General features: G+C 34.0%; 16 protein-coding genes and 1 tRNA gene. 5 read left to right on the forward strand and 12 right to left on the reverse strand.

The genetic code is table 11. From position 1 onward, the window contains the following. Nucleotide 1 precedes the first annotated feature (1 nt). The 11 genes from CXF54_RS00575 to CXF54_RS00625 all read right to left on the reverse strand — a co-directional run bounded on the left by CXF54_RS00575 (nucleotide 2) and on the right by CXF54_RS00625 (nucleotide 12,462). Nucleotides 2–361, reverse strand: coding sequence for a BlaI/MecI/CopY family transcriptional regulator (locus CXF54_RS00575; RefSeq protein WP_090836560.1), 360 nt, complete (start codon nucleotides 359–361; stop codon nucleotides 2–4). Nucleotides 362–823: 462 nt separating this feature from the next. Further along, on the reverse strand, nucleotides 824–1,501 hold the full coding sequence (locus tag CXF54_RS00580) for a response regulator (RefSeq protein WP_090836562.1): 678 nt from the start codon (nucleotides 1,499–1,501) through the stop codon (nucleotides 824–826). Between the two features lie 11 nt (nucleotides 1,502–1,512). Further along, complete coding sequence (locus CXF54_RS00585) at nucleotides 1,513–3,411, reverse strand: sensor histidine kinase (RefSeq protein ID WP_198551031.1); 1,899 nt, start codon at nucleotides 3,409–3,411, stop codon at nucleotides 1,513–1,515. Nucleotides 3,412–3,640: 229 nt separating this feature from the next. Then, nucleotides 3,641–3,820 (reverse strand): hypothetical protein, encoded by a 180-nt coding sequence (locus CXF54_RS00590; RefSeq protein WP_101202025.1) that lies wholly within the window; start codon nucleotides 3,818–3,820, stop codon nucleotides 3,641–3,643. 423 nt (nucleotides 3,821–4,243) lie between these two features. Further along, nucleotides 4,244–4,317: transfer RNA gene (locus tag CXF54_RS00595), tRNA-Asp, on the reverse strand. Between the two features lie 76 nt (nucleotides 4,318–4,393). Further along, nucleotides 4,394–5,323, reverse strand: a complete 930-nt coding sequence (locus CXF54_RS00600; protein WP_101202026.1) for a DUF58 domain-containing protein — start codon at nucleotides 5,321–5,323, stop codon at nucleotides 4,394–4,396. Next, nucleotides 5,323–5,868, reverse strand: coding sequence for a ClpP family protease (locus CXF54_RS00605; RefSeq protein WP_090836568.1), 546 nt, complete (start codon nucleotides 5,866–5,868; stop codon nucleotides 5,323–5,325). Before CXF54_RS00605 ends, CXF54_RS00600 begins: the two co-directional genes overlap by 1 nt. Nucleotides 5,869–6,073: 205 nt before the next feature. Continuing rightward, complete coding sequence (gene trxA / locus CXF54_RS00610) at nucleotides 6,074–6,430, reverse strand: thioredoxin (protein ID WP_262496850.1); 357 nt, start codon at nucleotides 6,428–6,430, stop codon at nucleotides 6,074–6,076. Between the two features lie 157 nt (nucleotides 6,431–6,587). Further along, nucleotides 6,588–10,979, reverse strand: coding sequence for a DNA polymerase III subunit alpha (dnaE, locus tag CXF54_RS00615; RefSeq protein WP_101202027.1), 4,392 nt, complete (start codon nucleotides 10,977–10,979; stop codon nucleotides 6,588–6,590). A gap of 148 nt (nucleotides 10,980–11,127) precedes the next feature. Further along, nucleotides 11,128–11,577: a ferritin-like domain-containing protein gene (locus CXF54_RS00620; RefSeq protein ID WP_101202028.1), complete on the reverse strand. Its 450-nt coding sequence runs from the start codon at nucleotides 11,575–11,577 to the stop codon at nucleotides 11,128–11,130. Between the two features lie 192 nt (nucleotides 11,578–11,769). After that, nucleotides 11,770–12,462, reverse strand: a complete 693-nt coding sequence (locus CXF54_RS00625; RefSeq protein ID WP_101202029.1) for a DUF6252 family protein — start codon at nucleotides 12,460–12,462, stop codon at nucleotides 11,770–11,772. A 146-nt stretch (nucleotides 12,463–12,608) separates the two neighbouring features. On the opposite strand from CXF54_RS00625, the gene CXF54_RS00630 reads away from it, so the two are divergent. The 5 genes from CXF54_RS00630 to CXF54_RS00650 all read left to right on the forward strand — a co-directional run bounded on the left by CXF54_RS00630 (nucleotide 12,609) and on the right by CXF54_RS00650 (nucleotide 17,286). After that, the gene (locus CXF54_RS00630; protein ID WP_090836579.1) at nucleotides 12,609–13,112 is read left to right on the forward strand and encodes a 30S ribosomal protein S16; all 504 of its coding nucleotides are present in this window, start codon (nucleotides 12,609–12,611) and stop codon (nucleotides 13,110–13,112) included. A 68-nt stretch (nucleotides 13,113–13,180) separates the two neighbouring features. Then, complete coding sequence (gene rimM / locus CXF54_RS00635; RefSeq protein WP_090837364.1) at nucleotides 13,181–13,711, forward strand: ribosome maturation factor RimM; 531 nt, start codon at nucleotides 13,181–13,183, stop codon at nucleotides 13,709–13,711. 454 nt (nucleotides 13,712–14,165) lie between these two features. Next, entirely contained in the window at nucleotides 14,166–14,879 is a 714-nt protein-coding gene (locus CXF54_RS00640) for a tRNA1(Val) (adenine(37)-N6)-methyltransferase (protein WP_101202030.1), read from the forward strand. A gap of 260 nt (nucleotides 14,880–15,139) precedes the next feature. Next, entirely contained in the window at nucleotides 15,140–16,318 is a 1,179-nt protein-coding gene (locus tag CXF54_RS00645; RefSeq protein WP_090836583.1) for an acyl-CoA dehydrogenase family protein, read from the forward strand. A 71-nt stretch (nucleotides 16,319–16,389) separates the two neighbouring features. Further along, nucleotides 16,390–17,286, forward strand: coding sequence for a metallophosphoesterase (locus CXF54_RS00650; protein ID WP_101202031.1), 897 nt, complete (start codon nucleotides 16,390–16,392; stop codon nucleotides 17,284–17,286). A 354-nt stretch (nucleotides 17,287–17,640) separates the two neighbouring features. Here the strand turns inward: CXF54_RS00650 and CXF54_RS00655 are convergent, their stop codons facing one another. After that, nucleotides 17,641–17,973, reverse strand: a complete 333-nt coding sequence (locus tag CXF54_RS00655) for a 2Fe-2S iron-sulfur cluster-binding protein (RefSeq protein WP_090836587.1) — start codon at nucleotides 17,971–17,973, stop codon at nucleotides 17,641–17,643. Between the last annotated feature and the right edge of the window lie 55 nt (nucleotides 17,974–18,028).

Genomic DNA, 18,028 nt, shown 5'->3' on the forward strand with positions numbered 1-18,028 from the left:
ACTATTCTTTTTTATTGATTTCATTTAAAACAGACTCCAACTCATTTAAGCTAATGTCATTTTTTTTAACAAAAAAGGACACCATACTTTTAAACGAACCCTGAAAATAATTATCCACAAGCTTATTAATAGACTGGTTACTGTAATCTTGCTTTTTTAATAATGGAAAATACATATGGCCTTTCCCTTGCTTTTCATAATCTACAAAGCCCTTAGACTCTAAAATTCTAACAATAGTAGAGACTGTATTATAAGCAGGTTTTGGCTCAGGAAACTCTTCTATTATTTGCTTGACGTTAGCTTTTTCTAACTGCCATAAAACTTGCATTATGTCTTCTTCTGCTTTGGTAAGTGCTTTCATTTTTTGTAACTAAATTATTAGTTGAATAAAACAAATATAACTAAATATTTAGTTTAAACTAATAAATTAGTTATAAATATTAGATGTAAAATGTTTTTAACAGCTTTAATAACATAAACTTACATTGAAATTTAAACTTGTATTGTTTATTATTAAAATAAAAAAATCACACAAATACTATTGAAAGTTGAAAGACAAAAAGGTCTAAAATACACAAAGCAACATCGAGAGATGTTGCTTTGCATTGTGTAAATGTAAATAGTGCTATTATATTCAAACGGAAGTTTGAAAATGGGAATAATATTAACTTATATTAAGTTACATCAAATATACTTAATCTTATATTTAGCTATTGTGGTAAAAACCACAGCCTTACTGTGGTAAAAACCGCACGTCTTATATTTTATAAGTCTTTTCAGACTTTTATAAAATCAAAAAAATACTAAATTTTAACATTTAACGCTATATATACCCCTTTTCTTTAGCTATTTTTATTAGAGAATCGTCTTTACCATCGTCTATTACAAATAAATCTTTTAGGTTTTTTTTACGCTTTTCAATAGCACTTAGCGTGATACCCAAATGCGCTACCAAATCTTTTGTTCTTACCCCTAACGATAAAAAATGAAGCATTTTATGGTTTATCTCATCCACTTCTATAGGATTAAATATACTACGCTTAATAATATTATTTATAGTTCCTGTATAAAACGGAGGGTTAGTCTGAATAACTTCAAATGCACTTGCTAGCTCACTTGACGTTAAATCACTTTTAATTAAAAATCCGTCTGGGTTTATGGTCTTTATTATACTATGTATACGATACACCTCATTAAACATAGTTAAAATCACAACTTTAGCCTCTGGCTGTGTTAATCTAACATGCTTTGCTAAATCTTCTCCTGACTTATATATACCATCACTTGACTCTGGAATACTAATATCAAAAAAATACATATCATAGGGTTGCCCCATATTTTTTGACTTTAGTATTGCGGACATCGCAGAATCACAATCCGTTGCCACATCAATATCTAATATTTGATCTTCTTTTTTTGTTGCTAATAAAATATGTTGGTAACCTTCAATAATCATTGGATGATCATCTACCATTAATATTTTTAAAGTACTACTCTTCATAAATTGGTTGATTAACTAGTAAATATCGGGACAATAATTGTAATATCAGTGCCTTTTTGCTTTTGACTTGTAATTAAAAGCTTCCCTTTTATTTCTTGCACTCTATCCTCTATATTTTTAAGACCTATCCCTTTTTTGGACTTATACATATCAAACCCTTCACCATCATCAGTTATATTAAAGACTAAATTAGTGTCTTCTTTTTTATATGAAATAACAACTTTAGTTGCTTGGGCATGTTTATACGCATTCTGCATAGTTTCTTGTAAAATACGATACAGATGGATTTTTACCGTATTATCTAAAGCATCCCAATTAATACTATCATCTCCAATAAATGAATACGCAATTTTATAAGCTCCCATTTGCGTCTCAACCAAGGTTTTTACAATATCTAAAAATCCCGCTTTTTTGATAAAATCAGTGTTTAAATCATGCGATACTTTTCTAATATCGTCTTCTATATTTTTAAGTTCGTTTATGTAATGACTCCTTTTATCAATAGCCTCAGTATTGACACTTAAATTAAGACTATCTAAGCTTAATCGCACACCAAATAGCTTTCCTAAAATTCCGTCATGTATATCTTTGGATATTCTGTTTTTTTCTAATTTTCTAGCCTCGTCAATATTGTCTTGCTGTGATAACATCAAACCATAAATTTCTTGATTTGCTTCTTGTTGTTGACGCTCTAATTGCAATTCTTTATTTTTTTCTCTTTGTGTTATTAATATATACAGAAACAATAAGACCATCAAAAGACCAATAGAGGTAATGATTAAATACAACCGCTGTCTTGACATTTCCTGATTTTCTTCTACGATTTCTGCAGTTTCTAATTCTATCCTAGCAAACTTATTACGAATGGAGCGCTCAGCTAAGACCAAACTATCGCTCAGCTTTATATGTTCCATTAAATAAGATCTAGCGGAGTCTTTATTTATACTTGCTTTTGTAATAAGTGTTTGGAGAATATACTCATTAGCATTAATCTTTTTTGCCATTTTATATGACAAATCATTGTAGTATTTAGCTGAATCCTGTTTACCAACTGCATGTAAATACTCTGCATAATAAGCACCTATAGACATCGTAGTTAAATCATCATTCGCTTTTTTTACATTGCTAAGGGCTTCTGTAAATAATGGATTTATGGTAGCATCCATCGGATCGATTAAATATGTTGTATACGCTAAATTAGTCTTAATAACAGCATATAGTGCTAAGTCGTACGCTTTCAATCCGTCATCCTCAAGAATTTCAAGATACTTTTCTTTAGCTTCTGGATATAATCCTTTTCGTCTATAAACGGACGCTATATTAGTATTTGAATACAATAAATCATAATACCGATTTTCATTACTAATTGTATTAGCATAACTAACCGCCAGATCATTATATTCTAAAGCTTTATCATATAGTTGTAATTGAGCTGAGATAGTTGCAATTAAATTATGAATAGACCAAAGCGTATCTAAGTTATTATCTGTTTTTGGTAGCTTTTCAACGACCAACTTAGCTTTTATCGCGTTAATTTCAGCTCCAATAAAATCTCTTTCAGAAAGTTGAATACTAGCCATATTGTATAACAATTCGGCTTCTTTTTCATAATTTTTTAAATCACGATACATTTTATATCCTTTATAAAAATACTCGTAAGCACTATCTAATTCCGCTTCAAGATTATCGATGTAACCTAAAATATAGTAAGCATCGGCAATAGCGAATGAATCCCTAATTTTTTTGGCCAATTCTAAATTTTCAATATTTATAGATTTAAGAGGCTTAAAATCATCTTTAATAAGATATAATTTAGATAAACTTTTATTACTATTAAGTATCGTTGAATCCGCTTCTTTGTTCTTAGATAGTATAACTGCCTGTTTCGCATACTCTATCCTAGAGAGCATATCTAAGCTTTGACTTTTAGATAAATTTCTAAGCCTAAAAATAGAATCTAAATTTGAACCTGCTGGTGCCTTTTGAGCCAAACAGTAAATTGAGAATAGTAAAATGAATAAAAATCTAAACAAAGAGGTCATTATTGTTAACTTCTCAAAGTTAAAACAATTAATTTATTAGACGATACGTAAAAAAAAGCTTTTTAATTAAAATCAGAAACTATCTAGAATTAGCCCCTTAGCCATTTGCAGGTTTTTTAATTTTTGTTTTATCTATTAACACTAATAGCTTAAGATCTGGCGTTTTTACTTCTTTATTAGTGTTTTCCTTAATTGGCTCTGTAGTGTCTAATGCGCTTACACCTGTTAATAATCCGATTGAAAAAAGTGCTACTAATGTAATTTTTAGGGTTTTCATAATATTGATTATTTATAGTTAACTATTGATTTATTAAAAACGTAAATACAACAAAATTTAAGCTAAACAGATTAGCTTACTATAAATCACACACTTACAAAAAGGCATGTTCAATAAATTAATTAATTAATTAGCTTTAGAATGAATATAAAAGTAGAGGGAAATTTTAAAGCTGAACGAAAATAGACTTAAGAAAAAGAAATATACTAAATAACTCGATGTAAAGCAAATAACACCGACAAAACGTTATAAAATAAAAAAGCATCCCAATTTTCTAGAAGAAAAAAGGAAAGCTTTCCATCGGTTCAAGCTATTAACTAGCTTTCTACCAGTTTGATGGACTACTACATCCATCAAAACAACACAACTAAATTTTATTGCCAAAAAAAGCTCCGATAAATCGGAGCTTTTAGCAATTTTTCGCGGTCTGGACGGGATTCGAACCCGCGACCTTCGCCGTGACAGGGCGACATTCTAACCAGCTGAACTACCAGACCGTTGCGTTATTGCGAGTGCAAAGATAGGCTTCTTTATGGATGTACCAAACTTTTTTACACTTTTTTTTATTTTTTTTTAAATAAACTTTTCTCGTTCCACCATATAGCTGGTTAAAACAGCATCAAACGCTTGGTTTATATCCGCAGCAACATACTTAATCTTGTACTGTAAACACTTCATTTTCAATTCTTCAAAATAATCAAGCACCGCTTTTTCATAATTTTCCTTGACCTGATCCGCATATAAGTTAACAAAATCACCAGTTTCAATATCAATAAATCTTTTTGGCTTATTATTAAAATTAAAGTTCATTTCTTTAGCTTTATCATAAACATGAAACAAAACAACCTCATGTTTATTATGTTTTAAATGTCGTAATGCTTCAAATAATTTAATCTCATCTGCGGTTGTTTGAAACATATCGGTAAAAACAAAGATTAAAGAGCGTCTGTGAATTTTTTCTGCAATCTCATGCAAATAGGCATAAGTTTCTGTTTGCTTGTTTACAGGCTTTGATTTGACCGCCTGCTCCAATTGATGGATCAACATCTGATGGTGACGTTCACTCCCCTTTTCAGGAGCGTAAAAATCATACTTATCACTATATATACTTAATCCTACTGCATCGCGCTGCTTTTTTAATATATGCATTAAGGATGCAGACGCTAAAGCTGAAAAAGCAATCTTATTTAAATTATCAATGGAAAAACTATCCTGTTCTGGATAATGCATGGAACTACTGTTATCTAAAATAATATGACAACGCAGATTAGTCTCGTCATCATAACGCTTAGTATACAGTTTATCTGTTTTAGCAAACAGCTTCCAATCTATATGACGTGTACTTTCGCCTTGATTATAGATTTTATGCTCTGCAAACTCTGCAGAGAAGCCATGAAACGGACTTTTGTGCATTCCGGATATAAAACCCTCAACCACTTGCTTAGCTAAGTGTTCGAGGTTTTTAAATCCGCCTGCTTTATTAAGTTCGTCTTGTAATTTCATTATTCTGCTATACCGTCAACAATACCGTAAGCAACACTCTCATCTGCACCCATCCAATGGTCACGATTAAAATCTTTCAATACTTTCTCGTATGTCTGACCACAGTTATCTGCTAAAATATGCGCGCTTAACTCTTTAGTTTTTACAATTTCTTGAGCTGTAATCTCAATATCACTAGCTTGTCCACGTGCACCTCCACTTGGTTGGTGTATCATTACTCTTGCATGCGGTTGGATAAAACGTTTCCCTTTAGCACCAACAGATAACAAAATAGACCCCATAGACGCAGCTAAACCAGTACAAACTGTAGACACATCACTTTTTAGACCTTTAATACAGTCATACATTGCAAATCCAGAAGTTACATAACCACCTGGGCTGTTAATATACAGTGTAATATCCTTAGTCTCTAAGCTATCTAAATACATTAAGCGATCTATAACATGCTTTGCCGATTTATCATCTACCATTCCCCAAAGAAAAACTTTACGTTCTTCTAACAATTTTGCATCAATAGCATCTTGGACTTTTATTGTTTTACTCATTTTCTATTTTTTTGTTCGTTTAAACATTATCTATTTTCAAAATCACTTCTAAAATAAAGAACCACCTTAATATTAAAGGTACTCTTATTATTATAAAAGCCATTTTGTAAATGTACTTTTAAAATAATTATTTCTAGTTTCATCTAAAAATAAAAAAGGTTTGCCATTACAGCAAACCTTTTATCAATACTTTAATAAAATTGACCTATAATAAAGCGTCTAATGCTTCAGAATAAGCTGTTTTTGGTGCTACACCTACTTGACGCCCTACTACTTCACCATTTTGAAATACTAATACCGTTGGGATGTTACGTACACCATATTTTGCTGCAAATTCTTGATTTGCGTCTACATCTACTTTACCTACAACAGCTTTACCTTCATATTCAGTACTTAACTCATCAATGATTGGTCCAACCATACGACAAGGTCCACACCAAGCTGCCCAAAAGTCAACTACTACTGGCTTATCGCTTTTTAATACTGTTTCTTCGAAGTTTGCATCTGTGATTTCTAATGCCATAATATTATGTTTTAATTGTGTTTTACTACGTGTTAATATGCAATATTAGTCAAAAATAATGCGAAAGCTTACAACCTAACAATTTGTTTTACCTATTGTAGCATTGGTTTGCTTTATCCCTTTTACAGGGAATGAACGCCAGAGCCCTACTATTTTCAACATCTTACAGAATAAAGGAAGATGCTAACAACCTCTTTTATTGATTAATCAAATAATGAATCTGTTGCTCTTGCAACTCATTCAGTAACTCATTAGTCACTTGTATTTTTTGCTTTCGACTAATCATTGTTAATTTAATTTTATCTCTATTATCATATACTAAAAAGTTAAGCGCATGATTACCTGGATGCATCGAAATTAATTCTTTTAAATATTTGATTTTTTCAGCTTCAAGCTCCTTAATATTTAACTGTATAGATATTTTTCTAACATTTTTCTCCATGACATCATGTAATAACTGAAAGCTATTAAACTGTAATCTTGGATCACTCTTTTTACCAGTATCACGATTAACCCAACCTTCTCTAACAAAAGCCTTAACGTGTACAAATGTGTTTTGCAATAAAAACGGACGGTGTTTTAGATACTCTTCTCCAAAGACTCTAAACTCAAACGTATCGGTATAATCTTCAATGGTAAACATTGCCCAACCTTTACCTTGTTTACTTACACGATGTTGTACATCTGTAACAACACCTCCAAAAGTAATTTCTTTATTAACGTGTGCACTTAAGTCATTAAAATCTGAAATTGTTCCATTACAAAACGATTTCATTTCTGTTCTAAAGTCATCTAAAGGGTGTCCTGAAATATAAACCCCAACCACCTCACGTTCTCGAGATAGTTTTTCCATGGTTCCCCACGTTTCACATTCAGGAATCACTGGCTCTTCAATCTGTACATCACTATCTGCACCAAACATGCTTACTTGCGCAGAGTTTTCATTTTCTTGATGCTTAGCTCCGTATTTTATCGCCTTTTCTAAAAAGGTTAATTCGCTACCATCTTTAAAAAAGTATTGCGCACGATGTGTATCTCCTAGCTCATCAAACCCACCAGCTAGTGCCAAGTTTTCAAATGCTTTTTTATTAGCCGCACGCAAATCAATACGTTTTGCTAAATCAAATATGGACACAAAAGGCCCATCTTCTTTTCTATTATTAACAATAGTCATTACAGCACCATGTCCAACCCCTTTTATGGCACCCATACCAAAACGCACCGCATTGTCCTTGTTTACAGAAAACTTGTAGTAAGATTCATTAACATCAGGACCAAGTACTGGTAGCTTCATACGCTTACACTCGTCCATAAAAAACGTCACCTGTTTGATGTCATTCATATTATTGGACAGTACCGCAGCCATATATTCGGCTGGATAATGCGCTTTTAGATACGCCGTTTGATAGGCAATCCACGCATAACACGTCGAGTGCGATTTGTTAAAGGCATAACTAGCAAAGGCTTCCCAATCCTTCCAAATTTTCTCAAGCTTTTTAGCATCATGCCCCTTAGCACTGGCTTGCTCAATAAATTTTGGTTTCATTTTATCCAAAACTGCAATTTGCTTCTTACCCATGGCCTTACGCAGTACATCGGCTTCACCCTTTGTAAAATCTGCTAAAGACTGCGACAGTAGCATTACCTGCTCTTGGTATACTGTAATTCCGTAAGTTTCTTTTAAGTACTCTTCCATTGCTGGTAAATCATACTCAATATCCTCATCACCATGCTTTCTACGTACAAAACTTGGTATGTATTCCATTGGACCGGGTCTATACAGTGCATTCATGGCAATTAAATCGTCAAAAACGGTAGGTTTAAGATCTTTTAAATGCTTCTGCATTCCAGGAGATTCATATTGGAATACACCAACCGTTTCTCCACGTTGAAACAGCTCGTAAGTCTTTTCATCATCCAGAGGAAAACTATCTGGATCTAATAATATATCATGTTTAGCTTTAACTAATTTTACGGTGTCTTTAATAAGCGTTAACGTTTTAAGACCCAAGAAATCCATCTTTAACAGCCCAGCATCCTCTACTACAGAGTTATCAAACTGTGTGACATATAAGTCTGAATCTTTTGCCAAAGCCACTGGCACGAACTTAGTAATATCGTCCGGCGTAATAATTACACCACAGGCATGTATCCCTGTGTTACGGACGGACCCTTCTAAAGATCGTGCAATATTTACGGTTTCGGCAGGTAAATCATTTCCTTCCGAAATATTTAAAAGCTCGTTAATTTTCTCTAAATCTTCAGCTCTAAACTTTTGTCCTAACTCTTTTTCGGATAAACCGAAAATTTTGCCCAGTTTAGACATTGTAGGAATCAGTTTTGCAATCCTATCTGCATCAAATAAAGGTAAATCTAATACACGTGCTGTATCTCTAATCGAAGACTTTGCAGCCATCGTACCGTAGGTAATAATCTGGGCTACCTGACTACTTCCATACTTTTCGATAACGTAATCCATAACACGAGATCGTCCTTCGTCATCAAAATCAATATCAATATCGGGCATACTTACACGATCCGGATTCAGGAAACGCTCAAAAAGTAAGTTATACAATAACGGATCAATATTGGTAATCCACAAACAGTAAGCAACTACAGATCCTGCTGCAGACCCACGTCCTGGACCTACAGAAACGTCCATTTTTCTGGCTTCGCGTATAAAATCCTCTACAATCAAGAAATACCCAGGATATCCTGTTTTCTCAATAACGCTTAGCTCAAAATCAAGTCTTTCAATAACCACATCGGACAACTCTTCTCCATATCGCTTTCTAGCACCAACATAGGTTAAGTGTCTTAAAAGCGCATTCTCACCGCGTTTTCCACCATCAATTTTATCCTCCTCACTGGCAAACTGTTCCGGAATATCAAACGCAGGTAATAATACATCCCTAGCTAATTGATACCCTTCAATTTTATCCACCACTTCTTGAATATTAGAAATGGCTTCCGGCACATCCTTAAACAAACTCTTCATCTGGTCTCCAGACTTAAAGTAGTATTCTTGGTTAGGCAATCCATAACGGTATCCTCTACCACGACCAATTGGTGTGGCTTGTTTTTCACCATCTTTTACACACAATAAAATATCATGCGCATTAGCATCACTCTGCTTGGCGTAATAGGTATTGTTAGAAGCTATTAACTTAACATCATGTTGTCTTGCTAATTTTATTAAAACAGGATTAACACGGTTTTCATCTTCTTGACCGTGACGCATCAGCTCCACATACAAATCATCACCAAAGGTTTCTTTCCACCAAATTAAGGCTTCTTCTGCTTGATTTTCTCCAACATTTAAAATCTTACTCGGTACCTCTCCATATAAGTTACCCGTTAAACAGATCAGGTCTTCTTTATATTCTTCAATAAGTTTCTTATCAATCCTTGGTATGTAATAAAATCCATTAACGTAGGCATGAGATGATAACTTTGCAAGGTTGTGGTATCCATTTTTGTTTTTTGCCATTAAGACAATTTGATACCCATTATCTTTTCTGCTTTTGTCTGTATGATCTTCACAAACAAAAAACTCACAACCAATAATTGGTTTTATTTCTTTAACTGTTGTTGTGGTTCCGCTAGCTGCTGCTTCTTCTATTTTAGCTTTTGCGGCTTTATTATGTTTATTAGCTGCATTTACAAAGTGAAATGCCCCCATCATGTTGGCATGATCCGTTAATGCTACTGCCGGCATACCATGCTCTGCAGCAACTGTAATAAGATCAGCGACACTCATTGTTGACTGTAATACAGAAAACTGAGAGTGGTTATGTAAATGCACAAAGTCTACAGTTTGTAGATCCTTGATATTTTCTTTAATCTCCGCCGTACTAATCTCGTTAGTGTCCTGCTTTTGTAATTTTTCTTGAATTTTAGCACTTTCCCTTTTCAGGTTAATATGCTTTAATCCTATTAACTGTATGGTTTGCGGATTTGCTTTATTAAATTGCTCGAAGTATTCTGGAGCAACATCTAACTGTTCTTTAGTATATTTTTTTAGACGTATTAATTCTAAAAAACAACGTGTTGTTGCCTCTACATCGGCAGTAGCATTGTGCGCTTCTCCAAAAGGTTTATCAAATAAAAACTGGTGTAACTCAGTTAACGTTGGTAATTTAAAACGCCCATAACGTCCACCAGGTAATTGGCACAAGGCAGCTGTTTGCTCTGTACACGTATCTAAAACCGGTAATTCTTGTAGTGGATTCTCTACGTTTCCACGCACAAACTCGGCACCCATAATATTCAAGTCAAACTTAACATTCTGACCGACCACAAATTTGGCTTTACCCAATGCGATATTAAACTTTTCTAATACGTCTGATAAAGGGATTCCTTGTTGTTGTGCTAATTCTGTAGAAATACCATGAATCTTTTCCGCATCATACGGAATATTAAATCCATCAGGTTGCACTAGATAGTCCTCATGCTCCACACAATTACCCATCTCGTCATGCAATTGCCAAGCAATTTGGATACATCTAGGCCAATTATCTGTATCAGTAATTGGTGCATCCCAACGTTTAGGTAATCCGGTGGTTTCGGTATCAAATATTAAATACATGTGCGAGTTCTTAGAAGTTTTTGCTCAAAAATACGAGCCTATAAAAGTACGTAGAATTAATTTTTATTTAAAGTGAAATCACAAACAGTTGTAAACAAAAAAAACCAGCGCGTTAACACTGGCTTTTTATAGTCTCTAAAACACGGTTTTAGGATACTAACTCTTCATGTACTTTTTCTGTATTGATGGCGGCTTGAATAGCATGTCTGTGTTTTGCAATTAAGTTATCAATAGTTGGTGGCAGATTATTTTCTTTCAATAACGTATCATATTCTTCCAAGCTAGCCTCTTCCCCTTTGATGGCTTCTTCTATAATAGCCTCTTCGTTATTTGAAGAAAATACGGCTTTTAAACTCATCCAATTTCTGTGCATAGCACCTTTAAAACTTCCCGAATCTTCTGGGATTTGTCCATACTGCAAGATTTCTGTTCTTAATTCTTTAGCAAACTGGCTACGTTCTGACGCGCGTCTTTTAAAAAATAATTTTAACTCGCTACTTTCTACATTATCAATTGCATTAAGATACCCTTTTTCAGCATCATAATTTTTAACTAATAATTCGTTTAATTTTTTTGAAATTTTTTCTCTGTAATTCATTTTATCTCTATCATTTTAAATTCCAATAACCTTCTTTATAGATGTGTATTGTTTCTCATCTTCCTATTCAAGATACAACAAACAACAGCTGCTGCCAAGGGTTTTAACAGGGTTTATGATAGCCTTAAGAGTATTTAACAAAAAAAAGCCAACACAAATGTGTTGGCTTTTTTATATCTATTTTAGTGGTACTTAATTACTACAATCTCCTAATCCGTTAATTAATGCTTGTATTGCACCATCGTCATCTCCACAAGCTGCTTTTTTAACTTGAAGTGCTGTTTTATAAGCATTACAAAAATCTGTATACTGTACCCCAGCTGGATCTACATTATTTAAATTAGTCTCAGTTGTTAACGCTACTGCTGTTGCATTAGCACAAGCTACATCCGCACCAGTATTATCAACTACTGCAATATTTAAAATTGGGACATTATAAAAATACCCTCTATTAAAATTTTCTGACGCAAATCCTGTACTATCAAACCCATTAAAAGTGAATGTTCCAGAAACTGTTCTTTCAATTAAATTAAACTCTGTTAATACAATAGTACCCTCTGATGGATAAATCTGCACCTCTGGATTTGGAATATTATTAGTTGTATACACCACACCAAAATCATCTTGATATACTGCAGAAGACACCGTATTACCAAGTTCATAGGTCCCTTCAATAGTATTATCTATTTTCAGATTAATAATACTTTCGTTTCTAATTCCGGTAATTATTAAATTCCCTGAAGTATCCACATTTGCTCTAAAACTATTGGCTTCCCACAATTCTGAATTGTTATAACCGATAAAGGCAGGCGTATTAAACACCAAATCATCTGTACAGGAGGATAAACCCAATACAAAGACCAGTAGGTATATTATTTTTTTCATTCGTTAGTTAGTTATTTACAACATCAAAAATATAATAATTTATTTTATAACGTAGATTTCCTTTAAAAACTTGAAAATTAAAAAATTATACTATCTTTGCAGACTTATTAATAATAGAGGTCGCGAACCTCACAAATTAATTACATATGCCAGTAAAAATTAGATTACAAAGACACGGTAAAAAAGGAAAACCTTATTACTGGATCGTAGCAGCTGATGCTAGAGCGAAAAGAGATGGTAAATACCTAGAAAAATTAGGTGCTTACAATCCAAACACAAACCCTGCAACTATCGAATTAGATGTTGATGGAGCAGTACAATGGTTACAGAATGGTGCACAACCAACTGATACAGCAAAAGCTATTTTGTCTTACAAAGGAGCAATGCTTAAAAACCATTTAGCAGGAGGAGTAAGAAAAGGCGCTTTAACAGAAGAGCAAGCTGAAGCAAAGTTTACTGCTTGGCTTGAAGAAAAAGCAACTAAAGTAGATGCTAAAAAAGATGGTTTATCTAAAGCGGAAGCTGAAGCTAAAACTAAAGCTTTTGAAGCAGAAAAAGCAGCTAATGAAGCTAGAATTGCAGCTAACGCTCCAGTTGTAGAAGAGGCTCCTGCTGAAGAAGCAAAAGCTTCTAACGAAGAAGAAGAATAAAAATTATTTTTTATACTTTTAAACTCCGATAATTTTTATCGGAGTTTTTTATGCAAAAAACTTTTCTTATGGATATTAAAGACTGTTTCTTTTTAGGTAAAATTGTTAAAAAATATAGCTTTAAAGGCGAGCTACTTATTAAGCTAGATACCGACGAGCCCGACTTATACGAAAACTTAGATTCTATTCTTGTAGATCTAAGAGGTACACTAGTCCCATTTTTTATTGAGAGTTCTCAATTACACAAATCAGAATTACTACGTGTTAAGTTTGAGGACGTCGATACAGAAGGTGATGCTGATGCGTTAATAAAAAGCGCGACGTATTTACCACTAACAGTATTACCAAAACTTGCAGATGATAAGTTTTACTTCCATGAAATTATTGGATTTAAAATCGAAGACAAAACCTTTGGTCATGTTGGTATCATTACTGGAGTTAATGATATGACTTCTCAATCTTTATTTGAAATTGATCGTGATGGTATTCAGATTTTAATCCCAATGAACGATCAGTTTATTTCTAAAGTAGATAAGCCAAACAAAACTATTTTTGTTGATACGCCTGAAGGATTAATTGACTTATATTTAGAAGAGTAACTTCTTTTATGCTCAATTTATTTCAGTATCGCACCCAAAAATAATGAGACCCTGAAACTAGTTCAGGGTGACGTAGTGGTAGTAAAACTATATTTATTGATGCTTTTGAAGCAATAATTGACCTACGACTAAAACAATAACCCACGTCATGCTGAATTTAGTTCAGGGTGACGTAGTGGTAGTAAACTATATTTATTGGTGCTTTTGAAGCAATAATTGACCTAAGACTAAAACAATAACCCACGTCATGCTGAATTTAGTTCAGTATCACATCAAAAAATAATGAGATCCTGAAACTAGTTCAGGATGACGTAGTGGTAGTAAACTATATTCATTGGTGTTTTGAAGCAATAATTAACCTACAACTTACAAAATAACCCACGTCATGCTGAATTTATTTCAGTATCGCAACCCGAAAGAATAAGATACTACAACACATTCAGGATAACACAATATGAGTAAGCCTTTTCAATTTAAACAATTTAACGTCCAACAAGACCAATGTGCCATGAAAATTGGTACCGATAGCGTATTGCTTGGCGCTTGGACACCATTAGATACTAATCCATTTTCTGTATTAGATATTGGTGCCGGAACCGGTGTATTATCTTTAATGTTAGCACAACGTAGTCACGCACAAGTGATAGATGCTTTAGAAATTGACGAACAAGCTTATGAGCAATGTGTAGATAATTTTGAAACCTCACCGTGGGCAGATCGTTTGTTTTGTTACCATGCAGATTTAGCTGAGTTTGCCGAAGAAATTGAAGACAAATACGATCTTATTATCTCTAATCCGCCATTTTATTCTGAGGATTATAAAACAGACAACACCCAACGTGATTTAGCTCGTTTTACAGACGCCCTTCCCTTTGATCATTTACTAGAAAGCGTATCACAATTATTATCAAAAGATGGGGTTTTTACGGTAATCATTCCGTTTAAGGAAGAAGCTAACTTTATAACATTAGCTTCTGGCGTTAACTTATTCCCTAATAACATCTTGCGCGTTAAAGGGTCCGATACTTCGGAAATCAAAAGGAGTTTGCTAGCGTTTTCTTTCCGCGAAAGCGACATAAAAACAGAGACTTTAGTTATCGAAATTGAAAGACATCAATACACTCAAGATTATATAAATTTGACTCAGGATTTTTATCTTAAAATGTAATTGGGTTTGGTGGTTTCTTTGAGACCCTTCGACTGCGCTCAGGGTGACATTGGTTGTGCTACGGGTTATAGTTTTGTTGTGATTTGGAGTTATTGGATTTTGTTCTAAAATGCTAAATATGTTATTATTTGCAGGTAAATAAAAGGATTCGTAAAAAAATGCCTTAATTTTTAATATAATATTGCGTTCTGCAAACGATTTCGTTATTTTTGTTAGGAACAATAAGCTACATTAACAGTTTATTTCTAACACAGACTAAAATGAAACCAGATTTATTTGAAGCTCCAGATTACTATAATCTTGACGAACTTTTAACTGAAGAACATAAATTAGTACGTGATGCTGCTCGTGAATGGGTTAAGCGTGACGTCTCTCCAATTATAGAAGAATATGCTCAAAAAGCAGAATTCCCGAAACAAATTGTAAAAGGATTAGCAGATATTGGTGCTTTTGGACCTTATATTCCTGTAGAATATGGTGGTGCTGGTTTAGACCAAATTGGTTACGGTTTAATCATGCAAGAAATAGAGCGTGGCGATTCTGGTGTCCGTAGTACAGCTTCTGTGCAATCGTCTTTAGTAATGTATCCTATCTGGAAATATGGTAACGAGGCACAACGTCAAAAATATTTACCAAAATTAGCTAGTGGAGAATGGATTGGTAGTTTTGGTTTGACTGAGCCTGACCATGGAAGTAATCCAAGCGGAATGACAACAAACTTTAAAGATATGGGTGATCATTATCTTTTAAATGGTGCAAAAATGTGGATCTCGAATTCGCCATTTTGTAATATTGCTGTCGTTTGGGCAAAAAATGAAGAAGGTCGTATTCACGGTTTAATTGTAGAGCGTGGCATGGAAGGGTTTACAACACCAGAAACACATAACAAATGGTCGCTTCGTGCATCTGCTACAGGCGAGCTTATTTTTGATAATGTTAAAGTACCTAAAGAAAACTTATTACCTAACAAATCTGGATTAGGCGCACCATTAGGCTGCTTAGATTCGGCACGTTTTGGTATTGCTTGGGGTGCAATAGGCGCTGCAATGGATTGCTACGATACTGCTTTAAGATATAGTAAAGAACGTATGCAATTTGGTAAGCCAATTGGACAGTTTCAATTACAACAAAAGAAACTAGCTGAAATGATTACCGAAATTACTAAAGCACAATTATTAGCTTGGAGACTTGGTGTTATGCGTGAAAACGGTACAGCAACCTCAGCGCAAATTTCTATGGCGAAACGTAATAATGTAGATATGGCATTAACTATTGCCAGAGATGCTAGACAAATGCTAGGTGGAATGGGAATTAGTGGCGAATACAGTATTATGAGACACATGATGAATCTTGAAAGTGTTGTTACTTACGAAGGGACACATGATATCCACTTACTAATTACAGGATTAGATGTTACAGGATTAAATGCTTTTAAATAGTTTTTATAATTAGATATTATTAAAATGCACATCTATTTGATGTGCATTTTTTTTATATTATTTTTACTTATATGTTTTCAGGAAAAAAGAAATTAGATCGCGCTTACAAACAAGCTAAAGTGATTGCGTTTGACGATACGTCTAAGTTTATATTATTTAGCGATTGCCATCGGGGTGATAATAGTTTTGCGGACGATTTTTCTAATAATAGAAACATCTATTACCACGCCTTAAAACATTACTATGTTAAGGATTTTGATTATGCCGAACTAGGTGATGGTGATGAGCTTTGGGAAAATATCTCATTTAATGCCATATTAAATGCCCATAAAAACGTGTATATGCTTATGAAACAGTTTCATAAAAAAAAGCGTCTGCATATGATTTGGGGTAATCATGATATGGTGTACCGAAACCCAGAGTATGTCAAGAAAAATCTATCTACCTTTTTTGACCCTAAAGTAGGCAAGGATGTCGAGCTGTTTAAAGACTTGACTTATAACGAAGCGATTGTTTTAAAACACAAAGACACCAATCAAGAGGTGTTTTTAACGCATGGGCATCAAGCCGATTGGTGGAATTATACCTTTTGGAAATGGAGCCGATTTATGGTGCGTGTCCTTTGGAAACCCTTAAATGTTATGGGTATTGCCGATCCGACAAGTCCTGCTAAAAATTACACCGAACTTATTAAAGTAGAACGTCGTACCAAAAACTGGATTACTGCCAATAATAACCTAATTACTATTGTTGGTCATACCCACAGACCCCGTTTTCCTGAACCTGGTGATGTTGCCTTTTTTAATGATGGTAGCTGTGTCCACCCAAGAAGTATTACTGGTATTGAAATTGAAAATGGCGCTATCTCTTTAATCAAATGGCAAATCGCAACCAAAGAAGACGGAACATTGCAAATTGTACGTGTGCTTTTGGAAGGTCCGAGACGTTTGGTGGATTATAAGGGTTAGTAAAAAACAACTCGCATTACTAGAACTAAGGGCTTGGTAATCTTCTAGATTATAACTAACAATAAACAGATTGCTTCACTGCGTTCGCAATGACGGGTTACTTTGAATCACATCAGAACTATAACACTAAATACTCTTAAATAAAACGATACCCCATCTCGCAAAAATTCCTCACTTTAGTTAAAGGGAGGTGGTTTTGGTGTAACCAAAAGCGGAGGGTTTACCTTAAACGCGAAGCAGTTTTTTATAGTATTCAAAATTTGCCAGAAAACAGATTGCTTCACTGTATTCGCAATGACGGGTTGCTTTGCATTACAAACAGATTGCTTCACTGTGTTCGCAATGACATTTCAATTATGATTCTGGCGCCAATTCTACTTCCAAACCTTCCATTTCTGGTGTCATTTGGATTTGACATCCTAATCTTGAATTGTCTTTTACATCAAATGCTTCGCTAAGCATAGCTTCTTCATCGTCTTGCATTTCTGGTAATGGCGTATCACTTAACACATAACATTGGCAAGAGGCACACATAGCCATACCACCACAGATGCCGATAGTCCCTTCTGGAGCAAGCTCGTAACTACGTACGACTTCCATTAAATTCATAGCCATATCTGTTGGTGCTACTATTTGGTGTGTTACACCGTCTCTGTCTGTTATTTTGATATTTATATCTTGTTCCATTTTTTTGCTATTTACGCAGACTGGGTTTGCTTTACTTTTATTTAGTTTGTTGTTT

This window comes from Olleya sp. 1-3 (assembly GCF_002836085.1).
In the GTDB taxonomy this organism is placed as follows: domain Bacteria; phylum Bacteroidota; class Bacteroidia; order Flavobacteriales; family Flavobacteriaceae; genus Olleya; species Olleya namhaensis.

Bases quoted from the DNA above. Each gene is read 5' to 3' on its own strand.
- CXF54_RS00580 (WP_090836562.1), bottom strand. From the start codon at position 1,501: ATGAAGAGTAGTACTTTAAAAATATTAATGGTAGATGATCATCCAATG.
- CXF54_RS00630 (WP_090836579.1), top strand. From the start codon at position 12,609: ATGCCAGTAAAAATTAGATTACAAAGACACGGTAAAAAAGGAAAACCT.
- CXF54_RS00655 (WP_090836587.1), bottom strand. From the start codon at position 17,973: ATGGAACAAGATATAAATATCAAAATAACAGACAGAGACGGTGTAACA.
- dnaE (WP_101202027.1), bottom strand. From the start codon at position 10,979: ATGTATTTAATATTTGATACCGAAACCACCGGATTACCTAAACGTTGG.
- CXF54_RS00605 (WP_090836568.1), bottom strand. From the start codon at position 5,868: ATGAGTAAAACAATAAAAGTCCAAGATGCTATTGATGCAAAATTGTTA.
- rimM (WP_090837364.1), top strand. From the start codon at position 13,181: ATGGATATTAAAGACTGTTTCTTTTTAGGTAAAATTGTTAAAAAATAT.
- CXF54_RS00625 (WP_101202029.1), bottom strand. From the start codon at position 12,462: ATGAAAAAAATAATATACCTACTGGTCTTTGTATTGGGTTTATCCTCC.
- CXF54_RS00650 (WP_101202031.1), top strand. From the start codon at position 16,390: ATGTTTTCAGGAAAAAAGAAATTAGATCGCGCTTACAAACAAGCTAAA.
- CXF54_RS00590 (WP_101202025.1), bottom strand. From the start codon at position 3,820: ATGAAAACCCTAAAAATTACATTAGTAGCACTTTTTTCAATCGGATTA.
- CXF54_RS00640 (WP_101202030.1), top strand. From the start codon at position 14,166: ATGAGTAAGCCTTTTCAATTTAAACAATTTAACGTCCAACAAGACCAA.
- CXF54_RS00620 (WP_101202028.1), bottom strand. From the start codon at position 11,577: ATGAATTACAGAGAAAAAATTTCAAAAAAATTAAACGAATTATTAGTT.
- CXF54_RS00645 (WP_090836583.1), top strand. From the start codon at position 15,140: ATGAAACCAGATTTATTTGAAGCTCCAGATTACTATAATCTTGACGAA.
- CXF54_RS00585 (WP_198551031.1), bottom strand. From the start codon at position 3,411: ATGCTCTCTAGGATAGAGTATGCGAAACAGGCAGTTATACTATCTAAG.
- CXF54_RS00575 (WP_090836560.1), bottom strand. From the start codon at position 361: ATGAAAGCACTTACCAAAGCAGAAGAAGACATAATGCAAGTTTTATGG.
- CXF54_RS00600 (WP_101202026.1), bottom strand. From the start codon at position 5,323: ATGAAATTACAAGACGAACTTAATAAAGCAGGCGGATTTAAAAACCTC.